Annotated in this window: 24 protein-coding genes; 8 read left to right on the top strand and 16 right to left on the bottom strand. The window is 63.8% G+C overall.

What is annotated here, in order from left to right:
- The first annotated feature begins 7 nt into the window (after positions 1-7).
- Entirely contained in the window at positions 8-772 is a 765-nt protein-coding gene (locus GGR38_RS05475) for an SDR family NAD(P)-dependent oxidoreductase (RefSeq protein ID WP_183623480.1), read from the top strand.
- A 22-nt stretch (positions 773-794) separates the two neighbouring features.
- On the top strand, positions 795-1,712 hold the full coding sequence (locus tag GGR38_RS05470; RefSeq protein WP_183623478.1) for a DUF1838 family protein: 918 nt from the start codon (positions 795-797) through the stop codon (positions 1,710-1,712).
- Positions 1,713-1,745: 33 nt separating this feature from the next.
- Here the strand turns inward: GGR38_RS05470 and GGR38_RS05465 are convergent, their stop codons facing one another.
- Positions 1,746-2,645: a formylglycine-generating enzyme family protein gene (locus tag GGR38_RS05465; protein ID WP_221227013.1), complete on the bottom strand. Its 900-nt coding sequence runs from the start codon at positions 2,643-2,645 to the stop codon at positions 1,746-1,748.
- Position 2,646: 1 nt separating this feature from the next.
- On the bottom strand, positions 2,647-3,735 hold the full coding sequence (locus tag GGR38_RS05460) for a Gfo/Idh/MocA family protein (RefSeq protein WP_183623476.1): 1,089 nt from the start codon (positions 3,733-3,735) through the stop codon (positions 2,647-2,649).
- 169 nt (positions 3,736-3,904) lie between these two features.
- Here GGR38_RS05460 and GGR38_RS05455 point away from each other — a divergent pair, with 169 nt between their 5' ends.
- Genes GGR38_RS05455 through GGR38_RS05445 form a run of 3 tightly spaced genes read left to right on the top strand, consistent with a single transcriptional unit; the run spans position 3,905 to position 7,030 of the window.
- Entirely contained in the window at positions 3,905-4,705 is an 801-nt protein-coding gene (locus GGR38_RS05455; RefSeq protein ID WP_183623474.1) for an alpha/beta fold hydrolase, read from the top strand.
- Entirely contained in the window at positions 4,680-5,693 is a 1,014-nt protein-coding gene (locus tag GGR38_RS05450) for a phosphotransferase (protein WP_183623472.1), read from the top strand. Before GGR38_RS05455 ends, GGR38_RS05450 begins: the two co-directional genes overlap by 26 nt.
- Positions 5,693-7,030: an MFS transporter gene (locus tag GGR38_RS05445; protein WP_183623470.1), complete on the top strand. Its 1,338-nt coding sequence runs from the start codon at positions 5,693-5,695 to the stop codon at positions 7,028-7,030. Before GGR38_RS05450 ends, GGR38_RS05445 begins: the two co-directional genes overlap by 1 nt.
- Here the strand turns inward: GGR38_RS05445 and GGR38_RS05440 are convergent, their stop codons facing one another.
- The 9 genes from GGR38_RS05440 to GGR38_RS05400 all read right to left on the bottom strand — a co-directional run bounded on the left by GGR38_RS05440 (position 7,031) and on the right by GGR38_RS05400 (position 16,073).
- A complete protein-coding gene (locus GGR38_RS05440) occupies positions 7,031-7,888 on the bottom strand; it encodes a DUF1838 family protein (RefSeq protein ID WP_183623468.1) in 858 nt (285 codons plus the stop codon). It abuts the gene before it with no gap.
- Positions 7,885-8,178: a DUF1330 domain-containing protein gene (locus GGR38_RS05435; protein ID WP_183623466.1), complete on the bottom strand. Its 294-nt coding sequence runs from the start codon at positions 8,176-8,178 to the stop codon at positions 7,885-7,887. Before GGR38_RS05435 ends, GGR38_RS05440 begins: the two co-directional genes overlap by 4 nt.
- Positions 8,179-8,284: 106 nt before the next feature.
- Entirely contained in the window at positions 8,285-10,717 is a 2,433-nt protein-coding gene (locus GGR38_RS05430; protein WP_343058993.1) for a TonB-dependent receptor, read from the bottom strand.
- 466 nt (positions 10,718-11,183) lie between these two features.
- Positions 11,184-12,146 carry an alpha/beta fold hydrolase gene (locus GGR38_RS05425; RefSeq protein ID WP_183623461.1) on the bottom strand — a complete coding sequence of 321 codons (963 nt, stop codon included), beginning with the start codon at positions 12,144-12,146 and terminating at the stop codon, positions 11,184-11,186.
- Positions 12,143-13,207, bottom strand: a complete 1,065-nt coding sequence (locus GGR38_RS05420; protein ID WP_183623459.1) for a DUF3089 domain-containing protein — start codon at positions 13,205-13,207, stop codon at positions 12,143-12,145. The genes GGR38_RS05425 and GGR38_RS05420 overlap by 4 nt, the downstream gene beginning before the upstream one ends.
- A 105-nt stretch (positions 13,208-13,312) precedes the next feature.
- Positions 13,313-14,518 carry a class I SAM-dependent methyltransferase gene (locus tag GGR38_RS05415; protein WP_183623457.1) on the bottom strand — a complete coding sequence of 402 codons (1,206 nt, stop codon included), beginning with the start codon at positions 14,516-14,518 and terminating at the stop codon, positions 13,313-13,315.
- 13 nt (positions 14,519-14,531) lie between these two features.
- Positions 14,532-14,894 (bottom strand): hypothetical protein, encoded by a 363-nt coding sequence (locus tag GGR38_RS05410; RefSeq protein WP_168601467.1) that lies wholly within the window; start codon positions 14,892-14,894, stop codon positions 14,532-14,534.
- A complete protein-coding gene (locus GGR38_RS05405) occupies positions 14,887-15,456 on the bottom strand; it encodes an ureidoglycolate lyase (RefSeq protein ID WP_183623455.1) in 570 nt (189 codons plus the stop codon). Before GGR38_RS05405 ends, GGR38_RS05410 begins: the two co-directional genes overlap by 8 nt.
- The gene (locus GGR38_RS05400; protein WP_183623453.1) at positions 15,453-16,073 is read right to left on the bottom strand and encodes a cytochrome b; all 621 of its coding nucleotides are present in this window, start codon (positions 16,071-16,073) and stop codon (positions 15,453-15,455) included. Before GGR38_RS05400 ends, GGR38_RS05405 begins: the two co-directional genes overlap by 4 nt.
- Positions 16,074-16,265: 192 nt before the next feature.
- Between GGR38_RS05400 and GGR38_RS05395 the strand changes: the two genes are divergently transcribed.
- On the top strand, positions 16,266-17,825 hold the full coding sequence (locus GGR38_RS05395) for an FAD-binding oxidoreductase (RefSeq protein ID WP_183623451.1): 1,560 nt from the start codon (positions 16,266-16,268) through the stop codon (positions 17,823-17,825).
- A 64-nt stretch (positions 17,826-17,889) separates the two neighbouring features.
- On the opposite strand, the gene GGR38_RS05390 is transcribed toward GGR38_RS05395, so the two are convergent.
- Positions 17,890-18,930, bottom strand: coding sequence for a DUF1838 family protein (locus tag GGR38_RS05390; protein WP_183623449.1), 1,041 nt, complete (start codon positions 18,928-18,930; stop codon positions 17,890-17,892).
- Between the two features lie 204 nt (positions 18,931-19,134).
- Here GGR38_RS05390 and GGR38_RS05385 point away from each other — a divergent pair, with 204 nt between their 5' ends.
- On the top strand, positions 19,135-20,364 hold the full coding sequence (locus GGR38_RS05385; protein ID WP_183623447.1) for a class I SAM-dependent methyltransferase: 1,230 nt from the start codon (positions 19,135-19,137) through the stop codon (positions 20,362-20,364).
- Between the two features lie 11 nt (positions 20,365-20,375).
- Positions 20,376-20,738 (top strand): hypothetical protein, encoded by a 363-nt coding sequence (locus GGR38_RS05380; RefSeq protein ID WP_183623444.1) that lies wholly within the window; start codon positions 20,376-20,378, stop codon positions 20,736-20,738.
- Positions 20,739-20,851: 113 nt separating this feature from the next.
- Here GGR38_RS05380 and GGR38_RS05375 read toward each other — a convergent pair whose 3' ends face one another.
- From GGR38_RS05375 to GGR38_RS05360, 4 genes are all read right to left on the bottom strand, one after another.
- Entirely contained in the window at positions 20,852-21,748 is an 897-nt protein-coding gene (locus tag GGR38_RS05375; protein WP_183623443.1) for an alpha/beta fold hydrolase, read from the bottom strand.
- A gap of 20 nt (positions 21,749-21,768) precedes the next feature.
- Positions 21,769-22,155: a c-type cytochrome gene (locus tag GGR38_RS05370; RefSeq protein ID WP_183623441.1), complete on the bottom strand. Its 387-nt coding sequence runs from the start codon at positions 22,153-22,155 to the stop codon at positions 21,769-21,771.
- 56 nt (positions 22,156-22,211) lie between these two features.
- On the bottom strand, positions 22,212-24,365 hold the full coding sequence (locus tag GGR38_RS05365; RefSeq protein WP_183623439.1) for a TonB-dependent receptor: 2,154 nt from the start codon (positions 24,363-24,365) through the stop codon (positions 22,212-22,214).
- Between the two features lie 171 nt (positions 24,366-24,536).
- Complete coding sequence (locus GGR38_RS05360) at positions 24,537-25,922, bottom strand: MFS transporter (RefSeq protein WP_183623437.1); 1,386 nt, start codon at positions 25,920-25,922, stop codon at positions 24,537-24,539.
- Between the last annotated feature and the right edge of the window lie 93 nt (positions 25,923-26,015).

Below are 26,015 nucleotides of genomic sequence, written 5' to 3'. Positions count from 1 at the left end.
GCGCGCCATGAGCCAATCACGACTGGGCGGCAGAACCGCCCTTATCACCGGCGCGGGTCTGGGTATCGGCCGCGCCGCCGCACTGCGCCTTGCCGAAGAGGGTGCGGCGGTCATCCTTGCCGACCGCAACGAGGAGCGGTTGCGCGAAACCGCAGCCCTGCTGGGCGATGCGCCGCATCTGGCCATCCCCTGCGATGTCACCAGCGAGGCGCAGGTGGCCGATCTGTTCAGCGCGGCGCTGGCTTGGCGCCCGCTCGACATTCTTGTCAACAATGTTGGCGGCGGGCGTTCGGGGCGGATTGCCGATCTCTCGCTGGAGGATTGGGAAGCGACGATGGCGCTGTCCCTGCGCAGCATGTTCCTGTGCACCCGCGCCGCCGTGCCGGGCATGGCGGCGCGCGGCTATGGGCGGATCGTCTGCCTCTCCTCGGGCGCACGCAACGGAACGGTGTGGAACGCCTTTTACACCGGCGCGGCGCCCTATTCGACCGCCAAGGCGGGGGTGATCGGCTTTGTCCGCGCGCTGGCCATCGAGCTTGGTGACAGCGGGATCACGATCAACGCCGTCGCCCCCGGCCCCATCGATACCGAACTGGCCGGGCCATACTTGCGCGCGATGGACGAACAGGGCCTTGAATATGCCCCCAGCCGCATGGTGCCGCTGCACCGGCTGGGCACGCCGCGCGAAGTGGCCGACGCCATCCTGTTCCTGGCCGGCGACGAGGCCAGCTATATCACGGGCACCACGCTGGATGTGGCGGGGGGCCGATAAACGCCAAGGGAGCCTGAAAATCATGGATCATCTGTCCCGCCGAAACCTGCTCGCCGCCGCGCCTGCCGCCGCCGGAATGGGGCTGTTGACGCCCGCTGCGCTGGCCGCCCCGGCCATCGTCAAGGGCGCAAGGCCCGATCTGAACGACCCGGCCGCCCGCGCCCGGATGCGCGCCCGCGTGATCGGTTCCTGCGCGCGCGAAACGGTGTTCATCTTCTACCGCCTGCACATCTATGGCTATAGCGGCGATGGCAATCTGATCCCCTTTTTCACGATGAACCACCTCAACGTTTCGGAATGGACCCCAAAGCCCGGCAATCAGTATGAATCGCGTACCTATGAGGCCGGGGTCTATTGCCGGTTCAATACCGACGAGCCGCTGGACGAATGGGTGAACCCCATCACCGGCGAAAAACGCAAAGTCTGGCAATTCTACGGCGGCCCTTTCAGCGTCGCCATCGGCCCGGACGGCATCGTCACCAAGGGGGCTGACCTCAACCCGGTCGTGCTGCCGATGGAGGAACTGGGTGATATGGTGATCGTGCCCACCTCATCCTCGGCGGCCTTTCCCAATGCTGCCACGCCCGATGCCTATCCGCATCTCTCGGCGGGCAAGACCATTTTCTGGGAAAGCCATGCCACCTATGGCGCGCGGGCGCAGGATGCGTTCAACGAAAAGCTGACCAACGCGCCTGCCTTCTGCACATTCCAGAATATGGCGACATGGCACCCGTGGCTGGGCATGGGCGGTCGGGCCGAGACCACATCAGGCCGTACATGGGGCCGCGCCTATGGCGCCAAGATCAGCAGCCTTGACGAGATCCCCGCCGCCGCGCGCAAATCGCTGGAAAGCCACACGCCCGACATTTTCAAATGGAAGGAATGGACCGGCTTTCGCAACGATATGGGCGATTATCTCAAAACCGTGCCCAAGGGCTGACCGGCGTGGGGGCCTTTACCAAGGCCCCCATCATCACGGCAGATCGCGCGCGACGCGAAAGCCCAGATGGTTGTTGCGCTGTTGCGGCGGATCACCGATGCGCTGGGCCACATGCAAGGTCCAGTCGAGCAGGCTCCACCCTCCGCCTCGCACATTGCGCTTGGTGCAATCGCCTCCCGCGATCCATGCCGATCCATCGCCGGGCGCGCCCGTAAAATCGGGGTGATGGCAATCGGCCACCCATTGCGCAGTGTTGCCCGCCATATCATACAGGCCAAACCGGTTGGGCGGATAGGGCCCCACCGGCGTCGTGCGGTCATAGAAATTGCCGTAATTGGCGTCATCATGGGTGATGCGCGTGCCGAAATAGAAGGGCGTGACCGTGCCGGCGCGCGCGGCATATTCCCATTCCGCCTCGGACAGCAGGCGATAGGGCTGGCCGGTTTTGCGGCTGATCCAGGCGACGTAGGCCTGCGCATCGTCGTAATTCACGTTGATCACCGGCCGCCGTCCGCGCCCCCAGCCCTCATCTGCCGGACGATAGACGCCGCAGCCGCCATCGGCCACACAGGCATCCCATTGAGCGAAGGTGACGGCATAGCGCCCCACGGCGAAGGGCCGCGCGATGGTAACGGGATGCACCGGCCCCTCCATCGCATCGAACATCGGCCATACGCCCACCGAGCGATTGTCCTTGGCCGTGGTGCCCATCATGAAGCGCCCGGCGGGCACCACCACCATTTCGGGCAGGTCGGCCCCATCGGCAAAGGCCGATCCGGGGCGAAGCGAAGGAAAGCCGGGCGCAGGCGCGGCCCGGATGATCGGCGTACCGTCCGGCCCCAATTCAGGTTTGGGCGGAGTTGCGCCCATGACCGCCGCGCCTATCGCCATCATGGCCGCGCCGCGCATCCATCGAGACAGAACATCGCGCATCTCAGGCCTCCTTGCGACGGCTGAACGCATCGGCCTGCACATTGGCGGTGATGTCCAGCGCGAGTTCGGGCGGGGGTGACGGATCGATGGCGTCGGCGCCATTGCGCCGCGCATCGGCCAGAATGCGGTCGATGAGCGCGATGGTGCGCGCGGCGTCAAAACCGCTGACGCTGCGATGGGGGCGGCCACGCGCGGCGGCAATGAATTCCTCCATCTGGATGCGGAAATAATGGCCCAGATCGCGCCCGCCCATCACGCGGGCATCACGCACCACGCCGGGCGCGGGCTTCACCAGCAATTCGCGGTTGAAACGCAGAAATTCGCCATCCTCGATTTCGACCACACCCTTGCTGAAATGCAGGACCTTGCGGTCGATGATGCTGGGCTGGTTATAGCTGATATGGACGCTGGCCATGCGCCGCCCCGGATAGGCGAGCAGGATCATAGCCTGATCCTCGCCCTGCCATCCGGTCTGCCAGCGGGCGGCTTCGGCATGGACCCGGATGGGATCATCCGCCCCCATGCACATCTGCACGAAATCGAGCGAATGGGGGGCAAAAAGCGAGAGGATCAGCCCTTCCTCGGGCTTGCGCGTGGCCCACCATGGCGCCTGCGGGCCGTTCCAGCGCACGCAGGAGGTGACCTCCACCGCCATCAGCTTGCCAAAATTCTGCCAGTGGTCGAGCAGATAATGGAAGGCCGGACCCTGACGATAGGTATGCCCGGCGGCCAGCACCACGCCCTTGTCCGCTGCGGCCTGCGCCAGCGCGAGGGCCTGCGCGCCGGTGGGGGCCAGCGGTTTTTCCACCAGCACATGCTTGCCCGCCGCAATGGCCGCCATCGCCTGTTCGGCATGCAGGTCATTGGGGCTGGCGATCAGCACCGCCTCAACCTCGGGCATGGCCAGTACCTGCGCCAGATCATCGCTGGCCACAGCGCCAAAGGGCTGCGCCGCCGCCTGCGCTGCGGCCAAATCGCGGTCCACCGCCGCAACCAGCCGCACCCGGTCCGCCAATTGCCCGACCGCGCCCAGATGCGCGCCCGAAATCCGCCCGCATCCCACCAATGCCAAACCCAGCGGGTTCTCCATCTGCCATTCTCCTGTTGCGGCAAGCCATCAGGATGGCGCGACCGGCCGCAATGCCATGCCCCGATAGCCCAAATCTCCGCCCAGCGGAGAGTCCGCCGTGACGCCCTGTTGCGCAATCCGCGTGGGATCATGTTGGCGCAATAATTATACGGACACCCCCGATCCGATCATGACCCTGTCGCGCGCCTATACCACCTGTCGCTATGGCCAACTGCATTACCGGCAGGCGGGCGTCGATGGCGCGCATCCGCCTTTGGTGATGCTGCATCAGAACCCGTCCTCGGGCTGGGAATATGAGCCGCTGATCGCCGCCATGGCCCAGGACCGCCGCGTGATCGCCTTTGACACGCCTGGCCATGGGATGAGCGATGCTCCCCCCGCGCCGCCGGGCATGGCCGGTTATGCCGCCGCCTTTGCCGATGGGCTGGCCGCGTTGGGAGTGGATGGGCCGATTGATCTTTACGGCTATCATACCGGGTCGCTGCTGGCGGTGGAACTGGCGCTGGCCTTGCCGGGGCAGGTGCGGCGCATGGGCCTGACCGGCATTCCCATGTATCCGGCCGAAATCCGCGCCGCCAAATTGCGCGAGGCCGAGGAATTTCCCGAGGCCGACGAAGATGGCACGGTCATTATCGACCTATTGACGCGGCTGTGGGCCTATGTGGTCAAGGCGCGCAATCCGCGCCAGTCGCTGCCCCGCGCGATCCGTCATTTTGCGGACAAGGCCTTCATCCTTGACCGCTTCACATGGGCCTATCGCGGCGTATGGTCCTATGACTATGCCCGCCTTGGCCAGATCACCTGTCCGGTACTTTTGCTGCAACCGCATGAAGCCCTGCGAGAGCCTGCGCTGGCGGCGGCGGCGTTGATACCGGATATTTCCATCCGCGATCTGCCCCAATTGGATCGCGATATTTTCGACATTGCTCCAGAGGTGCTTGCCCGTGAATTACGTCTCTTCCTTGGTTGAATCCGGCCTGCCGATTGCCGACATTTCGCATTCGGTGCTGCACCCCGACTTTATCGCGCGCGAGGTCAAGGCCCGCTATCCGGTGGTGGGCAAGCTGGACGTGTGGCTGCTCTATCGCGGCATGAACGATGTCTATCTGGTTCAGGACGAGCAGACGAAATATGCGCTGCGCGTGTGGCGCAAGACGTACCGCGATGTTGACGATGTCGCCTATGAACTCGATTTCCTCGCTTTCCTGAAGGATAAGGCCTTCCCCGCCAGCGTCGCCGTGCCCCAGCATGACGGATCGCTCTATTGGAAAGCCGCCACGCCCGAAGGCGCGCGCGCAATTGCCATGTATGACTGGGCGCCGGGCCGCAAATTCGGCGATATGCTGTCGGAGGAAACCTCGTTCCGCATCGGGGCGGCATTTGCCAATCTGCACCTTCAGGGCTTTGAATGGGCGGGCAAGGACCACAAGTTCACCACCGACACGGCCAAGGATTACAACATCTGCATGCCCGCGCTGATCGACTTTGTGTATGATCGGCCCGATGACCTGCGCGACTATCCGATCATTGCCGCCAATATGGACAAGCGCCTCGATGAACTGGCCGCCGCGGGGGTTCCGCTGGGCGTGTGCCACCGCGATTTCCACCCCTCCAACGTCCATGTCGATGATGCGGGCACGATCACGCTGCTCGATTTCGACGCAGCGGGTGAGGATTTCCTGATGCAGGATGTGCAGAACTTCGTCTGGGGCAACCTGTTCTACGGATTTTCGGAAAGCTATGGCACGGCGTTTGAGGACGGCTATCAGTCGGTCCGCCCCTTCACCGCCGAGGAAATCGCCAACAAGGAACTGTTCCTGATGGGCAAGGCGCTGCGTCTGGTGGCGGGCATGGCCCATTCCAGCACGGCGGTCGGGCGCGGCACGCTGCGTTTCCGCAACCTTGACTGGCTGGGCGATTATATCAAGACGCGCGCCCGCGCCTGCGGCCTGCTCTGATGCGGGCCCCGGCCGAAAGCTGGCCCCGCGCCGCCACCGCATGGTGGATGGTCGCGTTGCTGTTCCTTGCCGGGATCTGTTCGGTCATCGACCGGGCGATCCTGAACATGGTGGTCGATCCGGTGCGCCATGATCTGGGCATTGGCGATGGCGCGATCGGTTTGTTGCAGGGGCTGGCCTTCGGCCTGTTCTATGCCTTTATGGGCATGCCGATGGGGTTGGCGGCGGATCGCGTGTCGCGCCGCAACCTGTTGACCGGGGGCATCGCCCTATGGTCTCTGGCCACGATCGGCAGCGGCCTTGCGGCGGGTTTCGGGCAATTGTTCGCCGCCCGCCTGCTGGTGGGCCTTGGCGAGGCGGCGCTGGGACCATGCGCGATCTCGCTGATTTCCGACCTGTTTGCGCCGGACAAGCGCGGCCGCCCAATCAGCATTTATATGATGGGCCAATCTCTGGCGCAGGGTCTGGGCATTGCCTTCACCGGCATCGTGCTGAGCGCGGCGGCCAAGGGTGCCTTTGTCCACTGGCCCGTGCTGGCCGGGCTCGCCCCATGGCGCACGGTTTTCGTCATTTCCGGCTCGCTGGGCCTGATCGTCGTGCTGGGCATGATGACCACGCGCGAACCGGTGCGGCGGGGCCTCTCGCCGCTGGCCGCGCATCCGGGCTTGGGCGAAAGCGCGGCATGGTTCTGGCGCAACCGGGCGGTGCTGGCGCCGCTCTATCTGGGCTTTGGCGTGTGCTTTATCGCAGCCTATGGCGGCGCGGCGTGGCAGCCCACGATGCTGATGCGCGGCTTTGGCGTTTCGCCGCAATTTGTCGGCGCATGGCTGGGGCCGCTCTCCATGCTGTTTTCGGCCACCGGGCCGCTGGTGGGCGGTTGGCTGCTCGACCGCTCGATGAAGGCGGGCAAGCCCATGCTGCGTTTCCGCCTGCTTTCCTTCATGCCGCTGCTGGCGCTGCCCTCGACGCTGGCGGTGCTGGCGGGCGATGCGCGGACGGCGGCCTTTGTCGTGGCCACGGGCAATGCCATATATGCGGTCTGCGGCACGCTGATGTTCGCCACCTTGCAGGCCATTGTTCCGGCGCGGATGCGCGGCACCTCGATCGCGCTGACGCTGGTGCTCAACACATTGCTGGGCGCGGCCAGCGGGCCTTTGCTGGTGGCCAGCGTCAATGGCGCGGTGCTGCATGATCCCGCCAAGGTGGGCTGGGCGATTGCGCTTGTGGCGGGGCCTGCGGTGATCGTGGCGGCGGGCCTGTTCAACATGGGCCGTATCGCCATGGCGCGCGCGGCAAAACAGGGCGACGAGACCGCCGCCCTGCTGGGTGTCGTCTGACTACTTTTCGTTCCAAAGAGGCGCGATCAGCGCTGCCGGATCTTTGAGCACTTCCGGGCGGAACTGGCGGGTCGCGGCCTGCCATTCCGCCGGGATGCTCTCCATCGCCGCGCCCTGTTTGCCGATGCCGATGGCCGACATATGGCCCGCAATATCACCCATCTCCATCCATGGGCGCCAACTGCACACATTGGTGAAGCTCACATCGCTGGGCACATGGCGCGCGCCTGAGAGCACATCCGACAGCCGGGCATGGAACGTGTTGCTCTCCGAATAGCGGAAAGGCTTGGCGCCGGGGGCAAAGCGCATCGCGGTGCGCGAACGTTCGGTGATATAGAGATCATCGCCCCGCACCTCGAAGGGCAGCACCTCATGCTCGATCTCCAGCCCCGGCACCGGCTTGGCCAGCCCAAAGCCCAGATCGGGGCGGATGAACACCTTGGACGGCGCATAGCCCCCCATCGGCACCTTCACATCGCGCCCGGTATAGGGATTGCGCCATTGGGTCAGAACCGCGCCCGTATCAGGATCGGTGAACCAGGCGATTTCGGCATTGATGGCCTCATAGCCGCCATCGGAGGCCGGGCGATAGCGCGCAAAGACCGCCGAGCGCACATTGAACAGAGGCCGCATCTCATCGCCGGTGATGCCGTAATAGCGCGCCGAGACCCAGCTCGCGATCAGCCGGTCATCCAGACTGCCGCGCATTTTGACAAAAGCCTTGAGCCGGTCGGCAGGCGCGGCCAGATCCAGCCCCCGAACCGGCCCCCGCACCGCCGCCAGCGCGGGCACGGCCAGCAACAGCCCCCCCGCCCCCAAGGCGCCGCCCAGCACCGCGCGTCGCGACGCGCCCGTCATGACGCCACCACAAGGCGCGAATTGACCGATCCGCCCGCCCCTTCACGCAGCGCCTTTGCGGCTTTGTAGCCCTCGCTGTTCATATAGGCGCGCGCGGCATCGGCATCGGGAAAGCGGATCAGCACCGCCCGGCCCGCATCCTCGCAATCGCCCTCAAACACCTGATCGATCAGACCGCGCACGATATATTCTCCGCCAAAGCCCACCGCGACCTGCGCCGCCGCGCGAGCATAGGCGAGGAATTGTTCAGGCTCGCCGCTTTTTACCGTGGCCCAGATATAGGCTGTCATATGCCGCTCTCCTCTGACAAAAAAGGCTGGCCCCGCATGCGCAGAGCCAGCCCGAAACCATTTGCCGGTCCGGGACGACGGATCGCGCCGCCGCCCCGTCGGGCCATTACATCTTGACCTTGAGCTGCAGACCAAAGGTGCGCAGTTCGGGCAGACCCACCACAGCCGCCGAGTAGAAGCCAAAACGCGAGAGCGTGTTGTCGATGGCATAATTGTCGCCAATCGAGGTGTAGGTGTGGTTGTTGAACAGATTGTTCACGAAAGCCTCAACCGAGACATTGCCCTTCGACACCCCGCCGCGCAGGTTGAAGATATGGCGGTCGGGCGTGCGCAGGATATTGGCCTCATTCGACCACATGCCCGACTTGAAGTTCCAATCGAACCGGGCAAACCACTTGCCATCGCTCACCGAGGGCAGGTCGCCATGCAGCAGGATGCCCAGATTGGCCGAGTATTTCGAGGTGTTCTTCATCTCCTTGCCGGAGAAATCGAACATGCCCGTCAACTGGCTGACCGTGGTGCTGCGATACTGCTTGATGTCCGAGGCATTGATCGCACCGGCGCCGTCCAGCGTGATGAGATCATTGACCTTGAGCGAGAAATCGCCCTCAACACCATAAAGGTCGACATTGCCGGTGTTGGCGGACACGTTCTGGAAGCTGGTGCCTGTGGCCGAGGTGGGGTCGGCCACGATGATCGAGATCGCGTTGATCTGATCGCGCCACTGGGCATAATAGGCCGCAGCGGTATAGCGCAGGCGGCCGTCCAGCAGCTTGCCCTTCACACCCAGTTCGTAGTTGGTGACCTTTTCCGGCTTGATCGAAAGCTCGCCGCCCGCAGCGATCGCGGCATTCTGGATGGCCGAGCTGGTAGCCAGAATGGCGGTGTTGAACTGCGCCGGGTTCACGCCCTTGGCCCACGAGGCATAGGCCATGAAGCTGGGCGTGAACTGATAGTTCACAATCGCACGCGGGGTGAAATTGTTATACTTGGCCGAAGCCAGCATGCTGCCGCCGGTATAGGTCCCGGCAGGCAGATAACCGGCCTGAATGGTCTGGCCCGAGGGACGGGCAAAAGCGCCGAGCCAGTCGATCTGATAACGCCCTTCGACGCTGGCCGACAACTTGTCGGTAAAGTCATAGGTCGCACCAAAGAACATACCCGTCGTGCGGCTTTCCGCCTTGCCGCCCGGCAGCAGCACGGCCGGGCTGAGCGCGGCAAAGCCGCCGCCGCCGCCCTGAAGCTGTTGCGCCTTGAGGTAGGAGGCGCCCACCACACCGCGCAGTCGGCCGAACTTGTAATTCAAACGGCCTTCCATCGACCAGTCATTGGTCTTGCGTTCGATCAGGTAAGGATAGTCCCAATAGCCCTTGGGGTTGGCGGCATAGGTGATGCTGCTGGTGTCCAGACCGTCAAGGTCGATCACCGTGGACCAGACTTCGCGGTTGTAACCGGCCAGAACCGTTGCCGTGATATTGGGGTTGATGACCCATTCGGCATTGGCATGGGCATGGTGGCTGATGCGGCGCAGGCCATAGCCATCGACGGCTTCGCTTGGGTCGACGATGCGGTTGGTCGGGCTGGACAGCCACGAGCGCAGCGCATCATTGTTGGTCACGTTGGCCGAAACCGGATAGGCCAGCTTGGGCGTGACGCCGCAAAGATAAGCGTTGGTGACGGCGCTGCCCTGACCGGCGACGCCGCGGGTATTGCCCTGGAACGAACAGTTCGACTGGCTGGGCGCGATGATGGCGCCGGAGCTCGACTTGATGTCATAGGCATAGAGGCGGGCCTGCGCCGGGGCGCCGTCGCGGTCTTCGCTCATCAGGCCGAACAGCTTGAGGGTGAAGTTGGGGGCAGGCTTGAACAGCAGCGTGGCGGTGCCGATCGTGCTCTTCTGGTCGCCCAACGTGCCGCCGCCGGCAGCGTTATTGGCCCACGAACCGCTCTTGGCCCAGCGGTCGCCGGTGATGCGGAAGGTCAGCACGTCACCAAAGATCGGACCTTCGACCGAGCCCTGCAGGCGATAGTTGTCACGCGTGCCCACCATGCCCAGCAGGGTGCCGTGCCATTCCGAGGTCGGGTCCTTGGTGCTGATGTTGATCGCGCCGGCGAAGGTGTTGCGGCCGTAATAGGCGCTCTGCGGACCCTTGACGACTTCGACCTGCTTGGGATCGGAAATCGACATGATCGCCGAGGGCGAGGCAACCGCCACGCCGTCGATGAACATCGAGGTGGTGGTGGCCAGCGTGGTCGAGGGCGTGAAGCCGCGGATCACGATCTGCTGGAACGAGCGGTCGGCGTGGCCCGATGAATTGTCGTTGATGTTGATGCCGGGGGTCGACTGCGCCAGACCGGTCATCGAAATGACGCCCTTTTGCGCCAGCGTTTCAGCCGTAAGCGCGGTGACCGTCACGGGAACCTTGAGAATGTCTTCGCTGCGTTTGCGCGCGGTGACGGTGATGGTGCCGGCATCCTCGACGGGCGCGGCGGCGGCCGGTTCAGCGGCCAGCGCGGGCGTGGCAACCCCAAGTGCCACGAAAATCGCAAGAGCGGAGGTCGTTGTCGCCACAGAGGCTTTCAAAAAGCGAGTTTCCATTTTTCCCTCACTGGATAATTGTTATGTCGGCACATTTCAGTTGAATTGGGCCGATCCAGAATTTGTTCTAGTTCCCGCTGCTATCTGTTATTATGAAATTCTATCCGCATGTTGTTCACGCGGCGCCAATTGGCGCGATCCATCCAGCAGGGAATGTGGCGAATTACGCATCGCGTAAAACACCCCGGCCCCAAAGTAGGCCGTTTGACTTGAACTCCCCTATCTGGCCGATTCCGCTTATCCCTTTCGGCTGAAGAGAGAGTGCCTTGCCCCCGCCCCGCGTGGCGCAGGAAATACGGCCTATTCGCCTGTCGGATGCAGAGGCCCGACCAAACAGTCACAAAAGCGTGCTAGGCACTGCGCGTCCAGCGTGAAATTCGCAGGAATCCGTAATTGACGGGGCAATTTAGCGGGAAATACGGCCCAGAAAGGCCTGCACGGACGCCAATGAGGCCTGCGGACATTCCAACGGCATCATATGGCCGCAATCCTTAACGACAGCCATCGCCTTGTCCTTTGCCCCCAGCCTTTCCAGCGTTTGCCGCCCGTCTTTGGCCAGCGGCACTTCGGGATCGCGATCCGACCACAGCACCAGCGTGGGCGTGGTGATGGCCGCCAGATCTGCGGGCGTGCCGGAAAAGGGCGGCGCCTTGCCGAAATGGCGCGGCCAGCCCTGCGCGCGATTGTTCAGTTCGGCCCATTCACGCGCCAGTTCGGGCGATACGCGGGCCGGATCGGCATAATTCATCCGCAGGATACCGCCCCACATCGCCGGTATGTGATGCCCACCCAGCAGACCGTCAAAGGCCAGCACCGCCTTGAACCATGGCGTGAAATGCGGGGCCGGTTTCAGCGGCCCGGCGGCAATATTGGCCAGCACCAGACCGCGCAGCGCCTCGGGATGCTGCGCAGCATAATGGGCCACGCCCTCGCCCGCGCTGCTGGTGCCCACCAGCACGAAAGGCGGCAGATCCATTTGCCGCGCCAGCGCCGCGATCAGCGCCGCCTCGGCATCGCCATTATACAAACCCTGCGGCTGCGGCCCGGAAAGGCCCATTCCGGGGCGGTCAAAACGGATCACGCGATAGCGGTCCTTCAAACCCGCCGCCCAGCCATCCCACATATGCACCGAGGCAAAGGAACCATGCACCAGCATGACGACGGGCACATCGGCGCGATGAGGGCCTTCATCCACCACATGCAGCGCCTGACCGTCCACCGTGATGAAGCGCGAGGCGGGCGTGGCATAGCGCGCGCGCATGTCGCCCTCATCCGGGCGCAGCCATCCGGCCCGCGCCGCCCCCACATAGGCCCCAGCCCCCAAGGCCGCCGCGATCAGCGCGGCCCCCGCCCAGCGCCAGAGCTTCACTTGCCACCCGCCAGATAGGCGCGGGCGCGCAGCACGGCATTGGCGCTGGTATCGGCCCAGAACAGACCCAAGTCGTGATAGTGCATCGCCCCGCCCGGCAAAGGCTCCAGCCCCAATTCCTTGTGAGGCCGGACCAGCAACAGGCCGGAATCGCAACGCGCCGAAACCGCCCCTGCCTTCAAAGGCTGCATGGCGCCAAAGCCCGGACTGCCCGGCACCGCGCCCTTGGCCGCCGCCGATGGCGCCTCCTTCAGCTTTGCGTCAAAGGTCAATGGATTGACGCAAAGCGTGACCTTGCCCGCATCATCGCCATATTTCTGCACATAGGTCGATTGCGAGTAGCCCGCCATTTTCGCCACATCGGCCACGTCATCAAGATAGGCGTTCCATTGCACCACGCATCCGGTCTGGTCCGGCGCGGCGCAGGGCGTCACGCTCTTGAACCGTTTGCCGAAATCGCCCTGCGCCAGATTGATGCCGATGATATAGGCTGCCACCAGCCGCTTTTGCAGCGCCGCGCCGTCGATCCGCCGCTCCAGCAAGGTGGCCGAATGGAAGGCCCCCTGCGAATGGCCCGCGATGATGAAGGGGCGGTCGGCGATCTGTTTCAGAAACGCATCAAAAGCCCGCTCGACATCGCCATAGGCCAAGGCAAATGCCGCCTCGCGCACCGGGCCGCTGGCGAAACTGTTATAGGTGGCGGCGCGATAGCGCGGGGCATAGACATCGCAACAGGCGGCAAAGACGCTGGCCTGTCGGGCGATGCTGCTTTCATCGGTCCAAGTGTTGGCCTTGGCATCGGCCGTGTTCTGGTTCAATTCGCCCGTCTCGCTGCGCAGCGTGGTGGGGTGGAGGAAAAAGACCGCAACCTTTGCCGCGCGGGCCGGTTTGGCCGCGCCCGCCGGCAGGGGCGAGGCCCAGCCCTTGGAGGCAAACACCGACCAATTGGCGCGCATGGCGTAATCGGGCGCAGGCGGCGCCTTGGCGGCCACCCCATCCTGCGCCCTGACCGGCCCCGACACCGCAACAGCAAGCAACATCCCAACAATCGCTTTACGCATTCCAGACCCCTTACCCACCAAAACGGCCGCCATCATGCCCGGATCATGCAGGGCAAAATGGCGGCCGGTCTTGCGCTCGAAACTCTAGCCGACTGGCGGACAGGATCAGTCCTTCACCGCCGCGCAGGCATACCAACTGCCCATCAGCGTGCGCCCTTCCGGGTGGCCCTCGGTAAAGAAATCCTCCGTGTTCGGATTGAGGAAATAGCTGCCCTTGCGATAGCCGACCGCCACCTTGTCCGCCGCGAAACCGGCATCGGTGGCCACTTTCATCCAGTCCGTGCGGGCCAGCGAGGTCATGAAGGGTTCGTTATTGTAATGCGATTCAAAATCGCAGCGCATCTGGTCCCACAGGCTCAGATGTTCGTGGCGCGGCGGCACATCGACATGGCACATGATCCCGCCTGAACGCAGCAGGCGGTGGCTCTCCTTGAAGATCTGGCGCATGCCCTTGGCCGAGGTTTCATGCAGCGTGGCCGAAGAGCAGACCAGATCGAAGCTGCCGTCCTCGAAATCGGTGTGTTCGGCGTCCTGCTGGCTGAAATGGATGGCCACGCCCATGCTTTCGGCCCGCGCATGGCCATAGCGCAGCATCGGCGCGCCCACGTCCAGCGCATAGACCTCGGCATCGGGAAAGGCCTGCGCGATGGCCACGGTCGAATGGCCCACCGCGCAGCCCAGATCGAGGATGCGCTTGGGCTTGAAATCGGGGAAGAAACCCTGAACATGGCTGGCCAGCGTATGGCCGCGCCCGTCATTCTTCCACCCGCCGTTCAGATTGCGCAGATAGGTCGAGGCGAAACGGTCATACAGAGCGCCTGCGCGGAAATCGGCATCCGACGTATCGGTGATATAGCCGCCCGCCATGCGGTGATGGTCGATCGAGCTGATATAGCGCGGCATGACCAGATCGGGGTTCAGCCGCAGCGAACCCTTGGGATTGGCCGCCTGCTCGGCCACCTTGCCCGCCAGTTCGTCATATTGCCGGTCAATCGCGCCATCCAGCGCCTGCCAGATGCGGTCCTGATAGAACAGCGAGAGGGTCAGCCAATATTGGTGCAGCGGATGGTTTTCCAGCGCATTGCGCACCTCGGTGCTGCGGGTGGGCGCCTTGCCCGTTTTCGCGGTCACTTCCGGCACGATCACCTCGTCCAGCAGGCGCCGGTCGAGCGGGTCCATCTTCTGGTTGGTCCACATGCGCATGGCCAGAAAGTGATCCTCCAGCGCCTGTTCGTCATGGGTGGCCTGGGGCATCACGGCATGGCCGTAATGGGTGGAATTGGGGCGGGCGGTTTCAGCAAGAGTGGCCATGGGGGGAACCTCCTCAGTTAGCATCGGCGGCGACACGCGCCAGTTCGTTTTCATAGGCGTTCTGATCGGCCAGCGCCTCAGGCAGCAGCCGGTCGCGGGCCACGCCCAGCACACGCTCATAGGCCTTCTGCTTATAAGCGCCGCGACAGGCGCGCGCCTCGGCATCGGGGTGATAGGCGTCAATATCCTCCGGCCCATGCAGCCCGGCGGCCTTGAGCAGCCGCTCATTGGCGTCCAGCCGGTCCTTCAGCACCATCACCTCGCCCAGCAGCGCCAGCACCATGCCCGCCAGCGCATCCTGAGTCGCGCTTTCCAGCACCACGGGCTGGCTGCCTTTGGAACGGGCGGTCCGGTCCAGATTTTTGCGTTCAACCAAGATCTTGCTCCAAACTGAATCGAAACAGACGCCCTGTGCGGGCGCGAATGTCTTTCTTGTCGAGGTCCGGCCCATGGGCCTCCTCGGTCACCTCGTCCTTGGCTTTGAGATCATACCCCGTCTGGCTGGAAAGCAAGACGACGATCTGCGTATCGGGCAGCAAGGCGAAGGGAAATTCGTGCCATGTGCCGCGATGCATGGCAAAGCCCGCACTGCCGTCGAAATGGAAGGCGCGCACGGCCGAGAGATCAGGCAGATCGCCCTCGCAAGGTGGGGCCATCACCGCAACAAAGGGCTTGCCGCCCAGCGGGATGAAGGCCTGCGTATGCTGGGCATGGCGCTCCATATAACGCACTTCGCCGGGGCGCGGGTCCATGCTGGCCAGAGTGATCTCGACCGGATGGTCGCATTCAAAGGGGGCGGGATAGCTCATCCGCACCGCGCCCTTATAGAAATCGACCGCCACGCTCTTGGCCCCGCTGGCCGCGCCGATGATCGCGCCAAAGGGGGCCAGTGCCTCGGCCGTGGCCGGTTCCGGGATCAGGGTGATGATCTCACTCATTGCCCGCCTTTCCACATGCGGATCAGCACATCGCTGCGCGCGATAAAATGCTGTTTGAACGCGCCCGCAATATGCAGCACCAGCAAACCCCCGCCCAGCCACAGACCCCAGACATGGATACGGGCAAACAAGCCATACTTGAACAGAACCGGCGCATTCCACGCCACGGGCGGCACGATATGCGGGATGAACCCATGCGGGCCAAAGCCATCCGTGCCAAAGAACCACATCTCTGGCGCGGGATAGCCCGCCCCCGCCGCCATCGAGGAAAGCGCCGCCCAGCCCGAAAGCGGCAGCGCCAGCAGCAGCAGATAGAGCAGCCCCTGCACGGCGGCGGCCAGCACCACCTCAAAGCGGCTGGACGTGGCGGGCGGCGGCGGCGTGTCATGGGTCAGGCGCCAAGCAATGCGAAACACCACCGCGAGCAGCACGAACAGGCCCAGCGTATGATGAATCTGGCTGGAAAGAATATGGTTGGCCTTGCCCCCCGGATCGCGGGCGGCATAGGTCCAGCTCATGATAAAACCGGCCGGAACCTCGACCAGCACGGCCAGCGCCGTGCCCCAATGCAGGGCGCGGGCGATACGGTTCCAGCCTGATGCGGCGGATGCTCCCATGGGCGACTCTTTCTCCCGCCGCGTATGATCTGCGGCTTTGACGGGAGGATGCATGCGATCCCGTCCGGCCCGCTGCCCCTCGCCCGATTTGCCCGCAGGCCGGATAAATCACCCCCATGCCTCGCCCGGCCCCCTTGCTTGCGCCAGCGATAGAGGCTGAATATGCCCCCGACAGATGAAAGGCCCGGACCGATGAGCGCAACAATGCAGGATGACACGCTGAAGGCGCGGCTGGTTCAGGCGCTGGGGGCCGGGGCGGTGGTGGTGGATGCCGGTCGCCTCGCCTATGTGGCCAATGACGTTTACCGGACCGGCGGCGCGCCCTTGTGCATCCTGCGCCCGGCCAGCGTGACAGCGCTGCAGACCGCCGTGCACCTCTGCGCCGAGGCGGGCGTGGCGATTGTACCGCGCGGGGGCGGGGCCTCCTATACCGATGGCTATCTGTTCCCGGCGGGCGGCCATGTGCTGATCGACACGGGCGCGCTGACCGCAATGGAGATTGACGAGCGCAACGCCATCGTCACCGTCGAGGCGGGCGTGACTTGGGCCGCGCTGAAGGAAGCGCTGGATGCGCGCGGGCTGCGCACGCCCTTTTGGGGGCCGTTTTCGGGCATTGCGGCCACTGTCGGCGGATCGGTCAGCCAAAACAGCGTCAGCCATGGCACCGCCGCCCATGGCATTTCGGCGCAAAGCGTGCTGGGGCTGGACGTCGTGCTGGCCAATGGCGAATTGCTGACCACCAATGCCGCCGAAGCGATGCGTTTCTATGGCCCGGACATCACCGGCCTGTTCACCGGCGATTGCGGTACGCTGGGGGTCAAGGCGCGCATCCGTCTGCCGCTGATCGCCGCCCTGCCCCATGCCGAGGCGCTGTCCTTTGCCTTTGACAGTTTCGAAGCCTATCACGCCGCCGTGCGCCGCGCCCAGATCGCACGGATCGACGACAGCCATTTCATGATCGACCTTGCCCTTTCACAAGGCCAGATCGGGCGCCAGCAAAGCATGGGCGCGCGGATGCAGATCGCGTGGAGCGTGTTCAGCAAGGCGCCCAACAAGCTCAAAGGTCTGGCGCAAGTGCTGAAAATGGCGTTGGCGGGCGAGAACCCGATGCGTTCGGGCCAGTATATGTGCCATTTCATCGTCGAGGGCTTTGACCCCGCCGATGCCGCCCACCGGGCCGAGCGCCTGCGCCGGATCATCGGCGATGACGGGCGCGAGATCGCCAACACCATCCCCGCCTTTGTCCGCACCATGCCTTTCGCGCCTTTGGGCAATATCCTTGGCCCCAATGGCGAACGCTGGGTGCCGATCCATGGCGTGCTGGCCCATGAAAAGGCCGTGCCGTTTCACAGCGCGTTCAAGGCGATGCTGGCCGGGCGCAAGGCGGATATGGATCGCTTGGGCATCTGGACCGGGACGATGGCCTCGCCGGTCAATTCCAGCGGGTTCCTTTATGAAATCGCGCTTTACTGGCCCGATGCGCGCACGCCCTATCATCTCGAAACGCTGGGGCCGGACTGGATCGCGGGGCTGAAAGACTATCCGGCCAACCCCGAGGCCAAGGCCTATGCCAATGAGCTGAAGGAAGCGATTGTGGCCTTGATGCAGGACTATGGCGCGGGCCATTTCCAGATCGGCCGCGCCTATCCCTATCAATCGCGCCTGACGTCGCAGGCCAGCGTGCTGGTGCGCGCGCTGAAAGATCAGCTTGATCCCAAGGGCGTGATGAACCCCGGCGCACTGGGCTTCTGATACTCCGGGCATGAAAAAGGGGGCGGGAAGGTTGATCCCTTCCCGCCCCCTTTTTGTTTACCCCTTACTTGGCCGCAAAGGGATTGCGCGGCGCGGGCGGCTGGGGCGGGCTCCAACCGGCAGGCACCGGCGCGGGCTTCTGCTCGCGGGCATAATTCTCAAGACTGGAAAGCGAGGGGCCGTAATCCGTCTCAGGCGCGTGCAGCCACTTTTCATCCATCGCGCGGGCAGCCGCCACCAGATCCTTGGGCAGACCGGCGATGCCATCGGGGATGGTCGAGAAATGGGTGAAATAGGACATATGGCCCGGCGCCTGCCCCATCAGCATCCACGGCAGCCAGGGGGTGATGCGGCTCCACGACCCGGTGTGGGGGATATGGGTCATATGCGGATTTTCGACATCCTCTTTCTTGACCACATAGATGAACTGTTCCGACACGCGGTTCATAAAGCCCGAGCTTTCACGCGGCCATTTGTCGGGCTGCAGCGCGTTGGGATACATCATGTCGATCCCGGTGTTCAGGATCATCGTGCCTTCCGGCCCCCATTGCCAGTCCTGAAGGAAGGGCTTGGGCTCGCGCTTCACCGTCTGCAAGCCGCCATAGCTGGGCGGTTCGGGGACAAATTCGCTGATGGTGAAGTTGAACGGGTCATTGGCGATGGGCACCACGCGGACGCGCTCGCCCGTATAGGGATTGTCCCAGAACTTCAGGATCTCATTGGTGTTGATGTCGCGGTAGAACACGATCTCGCGCAGCAGGCGGCGCCACGAACCATCGGCCTGACGGTTGATGCGGACGAAGGAAAAGCCCTCGACATTCATCAACGGGCGCACCGGCTCATTGTCGCGCACGCCAAAGATCTTGCCGCGAATCCAGCCGCACTTTTCCTTGCCTGGCTCGACATTGGCGTCAAGGCGCGCATAGGTATCGCGGGTCCACTTGGGGTCCTTGAAGTCGATCTTGGTCACGAAATCGATCTTGGGCTTGCCCTTGGGGGCGGCTTTCTTGGCCGCCGCATCGGCCGCAACCGGCACCAGCGCCGCGCCGGCCGCCGCGCCTGCCATGCCCAGCGCGCCGCGCCGACTTACCTTCATCTCGTCCATTTTCATCCGACTCCTGATACGCCCAAGCGGGGGATAATCTTGGGCGCAGTTTTCCGTATTCCTGTCTGCACCACACGGCGGCAGGCTGACGCTGTCCACCAGACGGATAGCGCAGGACGCTCTGCCTTGCCATCCGGCCCGCAACCACCCATTTCTGGTGTCAGATCAAAATCCCCCGGTGCCCATTTTTCCGATGGAGTCGAGATGCTCAACACGTTTCAGCAAGCGAGCCACAAGATGCTCCCCACCGCGACGGCCGATGAAGCCGCGCGGCAGGAATTTGCCAAGAGCCTCAAGGGCTTTGTCCAGAGCACCCTGCTCCCCGGCCTGACGCCGGTTTACAATACGCGCGTATCGGCGGCCTTTGAAAAAGAACATGACCGCAAGCCGCAAAACCGCCGCGACATCCGCAACGGCATGGTCAAGGACGCCTATTTCCAGCATTACGCCGCCACCAACCGCATCGCGCAGGAATTGCTGTGGGAATCGGTCAACGTCTCGGTGGACCGTCAATTGCCCGAACTGATCGAACGGGCGCGCGAATTGTCGGCCGGGACCAAGGCCGAACTGCGCATTCCCGAAGGCTTCGTGCCGCCGCGCTATGTCACGGCTTTCGATATCCACTGCATGCCCGGCGGCTATTGCAGCGAAGTGGCCAAGGATGACGTCTCGGTGGGCGCACTCTATGATCGGGGCGTGTTCCTCTATGCGATGGGCTATACCGGGCCGGACAATGACGACATGGGCCGCAGCGTGTGCAACTATCTGCGCCGCCATGCGCCCGATTTCAAACCGCGCCGCATTCTGGATATGGGCTGCACGGTGGGCCATTCGACCCTGCCCTATAAGGAATATTTCCCCGAGGCCGAGGTCTGGGGCATTGATGTGGGCGTGCCCTGCGTGCGTTATGCCCATGCCCGCGCCGCCGGGATGGGGCTGGAGGTCAATTTCGCCGCGATGAATGCGGAGGAAACCACTTTCGAGGACGGCTATTTCGACCTCGTGGTCAGCCACATCCTGCTGCATGAAACCAGCGGCAAGGCCATGCCCCGCGTGTTTGCCGAAGCGCATCGCGTGCTGGCGCCGGGCGGCATGATGATCCATGCCGATCTGCCGCCGTTTGACCTGATGGACCCGTTCACCCAGTTCATCCTCGACAATGAGACCTGGTACAATAACGAGCCGTTCTGGGGCGCGATGCGCGACATGGACCAGATCGCCCTGGCCGAAAAGGTCGGGTTTGACCGCGCCGCCGTGAAATTCGACACCGCGCCGATGGCGGTGATGGAATTTGCCGCGCAAGCCGATGGATACAGCCAGCAGGCCGCCGAAGACGTGGCCGAGCGCGAATTCACCGCCGGCGAATTTGCCCCCGGCGGCGGCTGGGAAGTGCTGATCGCGCATAAGGCTGACGCTGCGGCTCTGGCCGCCTGAGAGGACAAGAGATGACCGACACCATTGAACGCCCGCACGTCATCCGCGATGCCAAGGGCAAGCGCCCGCAATTCTATGACACCGACGGGCTGGACACCGCCATGTCGATGATCATGGTGCTGGCCAGCGAAATCTCGACCCTGCGCGACCGGCTGGACAGCGCCGAACGCGCGGCCAAAGTGCAGGGGATCGACCTTGCCGCCGGAATCGAGGCGCTGGTGCTGGATCAGGAAGCGCTGGAAGAGCGCGAGGCGCGGCGGCAGGATTTCCTTGGTCGCCTGTTCTACCTTGCCCGCAAGGACGCGCAGGAAGCCCGCGATGCCGAAACCGAAGCCGGGTTTGCCAAGGCGATTGAGGAGATTGCCGAGCAGTAAGTTTAGGGGTGCGAGGGTCTAGACCCTCGCGCTCCCGTTACTGTCTATGTCGTGCCAAGGATTTGGCCTCGGCACGCAATACGCAGCGTTGCAGGCCCAAAAGCCTGCGGCGCTTATTTTTTCATCAAACGCACCGGCAGGTCGGGCGATACAGCACGGTCCAGCGCGGTCAACGCCCGCTTATCTCCCTGCCCATAGGCGCCAAGGAACAGGCCCGCGATGCGGTTCGCATCCTTCAGCCCCTGCAACGCAGGCGGTCCCTTTTGCGCATAGTCACAGATCAGCCCGCCGAAATAATGGCTGACATCCGAAAGCACCAAGCCATAGCGATGCCCCTCCGGCGCGGCGGCCTCATAGGCGTCGAGATGCACTTTCCAGCCATCGGGATCGGCAGCCGTCATCCCCGGCACCAGATCGAGCGTACCGGTCTGGACCAACGCGGGCACGGACAGCTTGCCATAACCCTCACGCGTGATCAGCACCGGAATCGCGGCGGGCGGGGAAAACGCAATGACCGCCTTGGCCTTGCCGTCGCTCTGCGGTCCGCTCCAGCCCTGCGGCGCGACGCTCTGCGCGCCCCCCAGCACCAGAGCCGTCAGCCCGCCATAGGAATGGCCCACCGCCACATAGGGCCGATGCCCGATATGGGCAGTCAGCGCGGCAAAATCCTCAAGCCGCGCCTTCCAACTGGCCAATCCGGCGAACTTGGCCGTATCGGGATGTTCACGCGAATCCACATGCAGCGGAGCCAGCACATGCCAGCCCGCCGCGACCATCGGGCCGATCATCGCCTCGTAAAAGCGCGGGGATGAAGCCGCACCATGGCTGAACAGGATCGTGCCGACCGGGTGGGCCGGACGCCATTGGGTGATGGACACCTTGCGCCCGCCCGCCGCCTCGATCTCGAACACAGTGGACACCGGTGCAGCCAGCGCGGGCAACGCCGCCCCCACCCCAAGCGCCGCGCCCGATGCGATCATGGCACGGCGGGAAAGCAGCGCGCCGCTCATTTGCCCGCTCACTTCCCCACTCACTTCAACGTCTTGATATAAGCGATCACCGCCTTGCGATCTTCGGGCTTGGGCAGGCCGGGGAACAGCATGATCGTGCCCGGCGCCAGCTTGGCAGGCGCGGCCAGCCACTTGTCCAGATTGCCCTCATTCCAGGTCAGGCCGGCCTTGGTCAGCGCGGGCGAATATTTGAAACCGGCCGCTGCGCCCGCCTTGCGCCCGAACACGCCCGACAGGTTCGGCCCCACCTTGGCCGGAGCGCCCGGCACCACAGCATGACACGCCCCGCATTGCAGAAACAACAGCTTGCCCCGCACCGCCGGATCGGCGCCCTGCGCCTGCGCGGCGCCCGCCGTTGCCAGCCCCATGGCCATGACCGTCAGACCCATGAAACGCGAAACCTTCATCCCTCTTTCTCCATTGCGCGCGCGGGCGGCACCCGATGGCCCCGCCCGCCCGTATTTTACATCTTATAGGTGAACGTCAGCTGCCATGTGCGCGGATCGCTCATGTAACGCGGGCGCACCACCGAGAAGCCAAAGCCGGTGGTCCACACGATCTGGTTGGTCAGGTTCTTCACATTGGCGCGCAGCGACCAATTGTCCTTGCCAAAGCCCAGATAGGCATTGGCGATCGTGGTCGAAGGCACATGGCCGATGTAGAGATTGTCGGGCGTCGAATAGTAATCCGAACGCGCGGTGGTGTTGATACCCATGGTCACCTCGCCGCCATGGGCGGGGACGGAGGCGTCTGCCCCGAAGGAAGCCTGATATTTGAACACATTGGTCATCGCATTGCCGACATAGGAGGCAACGCCCGCAACCGTGGCGGCCGATGCCTTGTACTTGCCGTCATTATACGTGCCATTGGCCCAAAGCGTCAGGCCGGTGATGGGCCGAAGCGAGAATTCAGCCTCGATGCCCTTGTGATCGGCGGCGTAATTCTGGGTGATGAAAGCGCCCGTGCCGGTCACGCCCTGCTGTTGCAGGCTGGAATAATCGTTGAAGAAGGCCGAGATGTTGAGCTTGCCTTTGCGGTCAAGAAACTCGGTCTTCAGGCCCAGTTCGTAAGCCTTCATCTTTTGCGGGGCAAAAGGCGAATTGAGCGCCACCGCATCGCTGGCCAGACCATTATAGCCGCCCGCCTTGAACCCTTCGGAGAAGCTGGCATAGGCCATCACGCGCGGGGTGATCTGATATTCCAGCGCCGCTTTGGGCAGGAACGTGCCCCAACTGTCCTTGCGGTTGACGGCGGTGCCGCTGATCACCGCATTCAGCTTTTTGTCGTCCTGCGTATAGCGCCCGCCCAGCGAGAGCGTCAGTTCCGGCGTGAAATGGATGCCGATCTGACCAAAGGCGGCATAGGAATTGGTCTCGATGTTAAAAACCGTGGTCGAGGGCGTGAAGAAGATGCTGGAGAGCAGCGTCTGCGCACCCGTCTCGCGGAAGAAATAGAGCCCGCCGACATAGCTGACCTTGCCGCCCAGCACATCGCCGTGAAGCTGCAATTCCTGGCTGAAGGACGTGTCATGCAGCGAGGAGGTGCGGTCGAACAGCGAAGTATAGCCCGGCAGCGGCGAACCCAGCGCCGACCATGGCACACCGCCCGAAAAATCCTGCGCCCAATTGTCGCGCAGATGGCTCCAGCCCGTGATCGAGGTCAGCTTGGCGCTGCCCACATCGGCCTCGATGTTCAGATTGGCGCCGTACTGCACCACCTTGGTAAAGCTCTTCGACGGGCTGAGCACGGTCTGATACGAACCGCTGGTGGGCGCCACGGCCAGATAGTCATTGCCCGCATAGGTTGGCGAGAGCGCGGAAGGATAAAGCCCATCGCCATCCAGCGTCGAATAATAGCCCGACAGGCGCGCGGTCAGACCGGCGCCGACATAGGCCAGATCGCCCTTCACCCCGTAATAATTCTCCGCGCCGACCTTCTTGCCCAGCGTGGCGTTATACTGACGCCCGCCATCCTGGCCGCGATAGAGCGCCGAAACCCCGGCGCGCCATGCGCCATCGGGCGACAGCGGCGTATTGCCCACCAGCTTGATGCTGCGCCCGTCCCAACTGCCTGTGCCGAATTCCAGCTTCAGCCCCGGCGTGGCGCCCGGCGTGCGGCTGACGATTTTGAGCGCGCCCGCGCTGGAATTGCGCCCATACAGCGTCCCCTGCGGCCCGCGCAGCACCTCGATCCGCTCAATATCCAGCAAGTCGATAAAAGAGGCCGCCGCGCGCGGTTGATAGACATCGTCGATATAGATGCCGACTTCAGGTTCCGACGTCACATTCGCGCCATCCGTCACCCCGCCGCCGCGGATATAGGGCGTGATGCCCGCTGACCCGCCCGAAACGGTGCGGATCTGAACGTTGGGGGCAATCTGGCTGATGTCCTTGACGTTGGTGATGCCCTGCTTGGCAATCGTCTCCGCGCCCAGCGCCGTCACCGCCACGGCAACCTTTTGCACGGTCGAGGCGGTGCGGGTGGCGGTCACGGTGATGTCGGCATTATCCGTGGTGACGGGGGCGGTGGTGGCCGGCGCCTGCTGCGCCCGCGCCGCGCCGCCGATGCCCAGCACCAGCAGCGCCGCGCCAGCGTAAAATCGGTAAGAATTCCTCATGTTCACTTAACTCCCCTGGCATGGTTGATCCCATGCCTATGCGGGGAAAGTTTGCGGCACTTGAAGCGGCGGACCATCGCTCGACGGGGCTTTCTCCGCAGAGTGGGCAAATTCTGTTCGCCCTGCGAACACATGTGCCATAGCGGTGAAAAGCCAAGACAGGACAAGGGCTTATCCGCCAATTACAGGCAGGCGATAGCGGCTGAACACCAGCAGCGCGAGGCCCTGCATCACGGCGGGAATCACGCTGTAGAGCAGGATGATCCCGGTAATCGCATGGTGAGTCTGGCTCGCCGCGCCGCCGGTCGAGGAAACGAAGCCGAAAGCGCTCATCACCAGCCCGGCAATCACCGGCCCCATGGCAAAAGCCAGCTTTTCAAAGGCGGAAAACAGCCCGGCAAACACGCCTTCATTGGCCACGCCCATCAACCGGCGTTGATAATCGACCGTATCGGTCATCATCGAAAGCGCCAGCAGGATAAACCCGCCATTGACCATGCCGATCACCACCGCGCGGGCCAGCACCAGCACATGCTGCGTGCCCAGCGCCTGCGCGCCCAGATGGCCGACCACATCATCGGCAGGCCCGGCCCAGAGCCAGGTGATCGTCACCGCCACCCAGACCAGCGCGGCGACCATATAGGCGCGCGGCTTGCCGATGCGGCGCGGCAGCCAGAGCCAGAGCGGCTGGGCGGCAAGGCTGGCCGCCGACATGCACAGGATGAAGATCGGGATCAGCCAGATCGCCTCCAGCGCATAAAGGAACACAAAGCCGATCACCGTATAGGAGGCGGCCTGACCGATGTTCGAGATGAAGCTGGTGAGCAGCAGCACGAGGAAAGGCTTGTTCTGCTTTACCAGCGCCAGTTGCTGCCACAGATTGCCCGGCACATCGCCCGCCATGATCAGCGGCACCCGGCGCAGCCCGCTGGCCGTGGTCAGCATGGAAACCAGACAGATCGCGCCCAGCACATAGCTCATCATATGCCAGCCCGCCGCGCCGCCGCCGAAATGCTCGATGATCGGTTGGGCCACGCCCACCCCGATCAGCACGCCGAACGTGGCAAAAAACATGCGCAGCACCATGATCCGGTTGCGCTGATGCGGATCGCCCGACAATTCGGCCGCAATCGCCAGATAGGGCACCGAATAGATGCTGAAGGCCGTGGACCCCACGAAAAACAGCGCGCAAACGGTGGCCGCCGCCCAATAGGGGCTGGAGAAACTGGTCGCGGCAAACAGCGCAACAAACGAGGCCGTCGTGCCCAGCGCCCCGCCGATCAGAAAAGGCGTGCGGCCATAGAGCGCCTTGACCCGGTCCGACCATGCGCCGACCAAGGGATCGCACAGGATCAGCCACAATTTCGGCCCCAGCACCACCAGCCCCGCCAGCCATGCCGGAACACCCAGCATCGTGGTCATGAACAAAGGCAGCAGCACGGCGGGCGTATCGCGAAACACCTGCGCGCCCAACTGGCCCACGCCATAGCGCAGCACGACGCCGGTGGGCACCGTGTCGTGAAGATCGGCCTGAAGGGTCGTGGCGGGGGATGTCATTGCGGGCAGTCCTGTGGGTTCGGGGGGATAGATTTGGTGACCGGATTGTTCCGGCCCGCCCATGCGCATTCTTGCGCAAGCGCGGCTATAGGC

This window comes from Novosphingobium sediminicola (genome assembly GCF_014196525.1).
GTDB lineage: Bacteria > Pseudomonadota > Alphaproteobacteria > Sphingomonadales > Sphingomonadaceae > Novosphingobium > Novosphingobium sediminicola.
This window is presented reverse-complemented; position numbering and strand designations above follow the sequence as displayed.

Excerpts from the sequence above, each read along its gene's own strand:
- GGR38_RS05475 (WP_183623480.1), top strand. The coding sequence starts at position 8 with ATGAGCCAATCACGACTGGGCGGCAGAACCGCCCTTATCACCGGCGCG.
- GGR38_RS05470 (WP_183623478.1), top strand. The coding sequence starts at position 795 with ATGGATCATCTGTCCCGCCGAAACCTGCTCGCCGCCGCGCCTGCCGCC.
- GGR38_RS05465 (WP_221227013.1), bottom strand. The coding sequence starts at position 2,645 with ATGCGCGATGTTCTGTCTCGATGGATGCGCGGCGCGGCCATGATGGCG.
- GGR38_RS05460 (WP_183623476.1), bottom strand. The coding sequence starts at position 3,735 with ATGGAGAACCCGCTGGGTTTGGCATTGGTGGGATGCGGGCGGATTTCG.
- GGR38_RS05455 (WP_183623474.1), top strand. The coding sequence starts at position 3,905 with ATGACCCTGTCGCGCGCCTATACCACCTGTCGCTATGGCCAACTGCAT.
- GGR38_RS05445 (WP_183623470.1), top strand. The coding sequence starts at position 5,693 with ATGCGGGCCCCGGCCGAAAGCTGGCCCCGCGCCGCCACCGCATGGTGG.
- GGR38_RS05440 (WP_183623468.1), bottom strand. The coding sequence starts at position 7,888 with ATGACGGGCGCGTCGCGACGCGCGGTGCTGGGCGGCGCCTTGGGGGCG.
- GGR38_RS05435 (WP_183623466.1), bottom strand. The coding sequence starts at position 8,178 with ATGACAGCCTATATCTGGGCCACGGTAAAAAGCGGCGAGCCTGAACAA.
- GGR38_RS05420 (WP_183623459.1), bottom strand. The coding sequence starts at position 13,207 with ATGCGTAAAGCGATTGTTGGGATGTTGCTTGCTGTTGCGGTGTCGGGG.
- GGR38_RS05415 (WP_183623457.1), bottom strand. The coding sequence starts at position 14,518 with ATGGCCACTCTTGCTGAAACCGCCCGCCCCAATTCCACCCATTACGGC.
- GGR38_RS05405 (WP_183623455.1), bottom strand. The coding sequence starts at position 15,456 with ATGAGTGAGATCATCACCCTGATCCCGGAACCGGCCACGGCCGAGGCA.
- GGR38_RS05400 (WP_183623453.1), bottom strand. The coding sequence starts at position 16,073 with ATGGGAGCATCCGCCGCATCAGGCTGGAACCGTATCGCCCGCGCCCTG.
- GGR38_RS05395 (WP_183623451.1), top strand. The coding sequence starts at position 16,266 with ATGAGCGCAACAATGCAGGATGACACGCTGAAGGCGCGGCTGGTTCAG.
- GGR38_RS05390 (WP_183623449.1), bottom strand. The coding sequence starts at position 18,930 with ATGGACGAGATGAAGGTAAGTCGGCGCGGCGCGCTGGGCATGGCAGGC.
- GGR38_RS05385 (WP_183623447.1), top strand. The coding sequence starts at position 19,135 with ATGCTCAACACGTTTCAGCAAGCGAGCCACAAGATGCTCCCCACCGCG.
- GGR38_RS05380 (WP_183623444.1), top strand. The coding sequence starts at position 20,376 with ATGACCGACACCATTGAACGCCCGCACGTCATCCGCGATGCCAAGGGC.
- GGR38_RS05375 (WP_183623443.1), bottom strand. The coding sequence starts at position 21,748 with ATGAGCGGCGCGCTGCTTTCCCGCCGTGCCATGATCGCATCGGGCGCG.
- GGR38_RS05370 (WP_183623441.1), bottom strand. The coding sequence starts at position 22,155 with ATGAAGGTTTCGCGTTTCATGGGTCTGACGGTCATGGCCATGGGGCTG.
- GGR38_RS05365 (WP_183623439.1), bottom strand. The coding sequence starts at position 24,365 with ATGAGGAATTCTTACCGATTTTACGCTGGCGCGGCGCTGCTGGTGCTG.
- GGR38_RS05360 (WP_183623437.1), bottom strand. The coding sequence starts at position 25,922 with ATGACATCCCCCGCCACGACCCTTCAGGCCGATCTTCACGACACGGTG.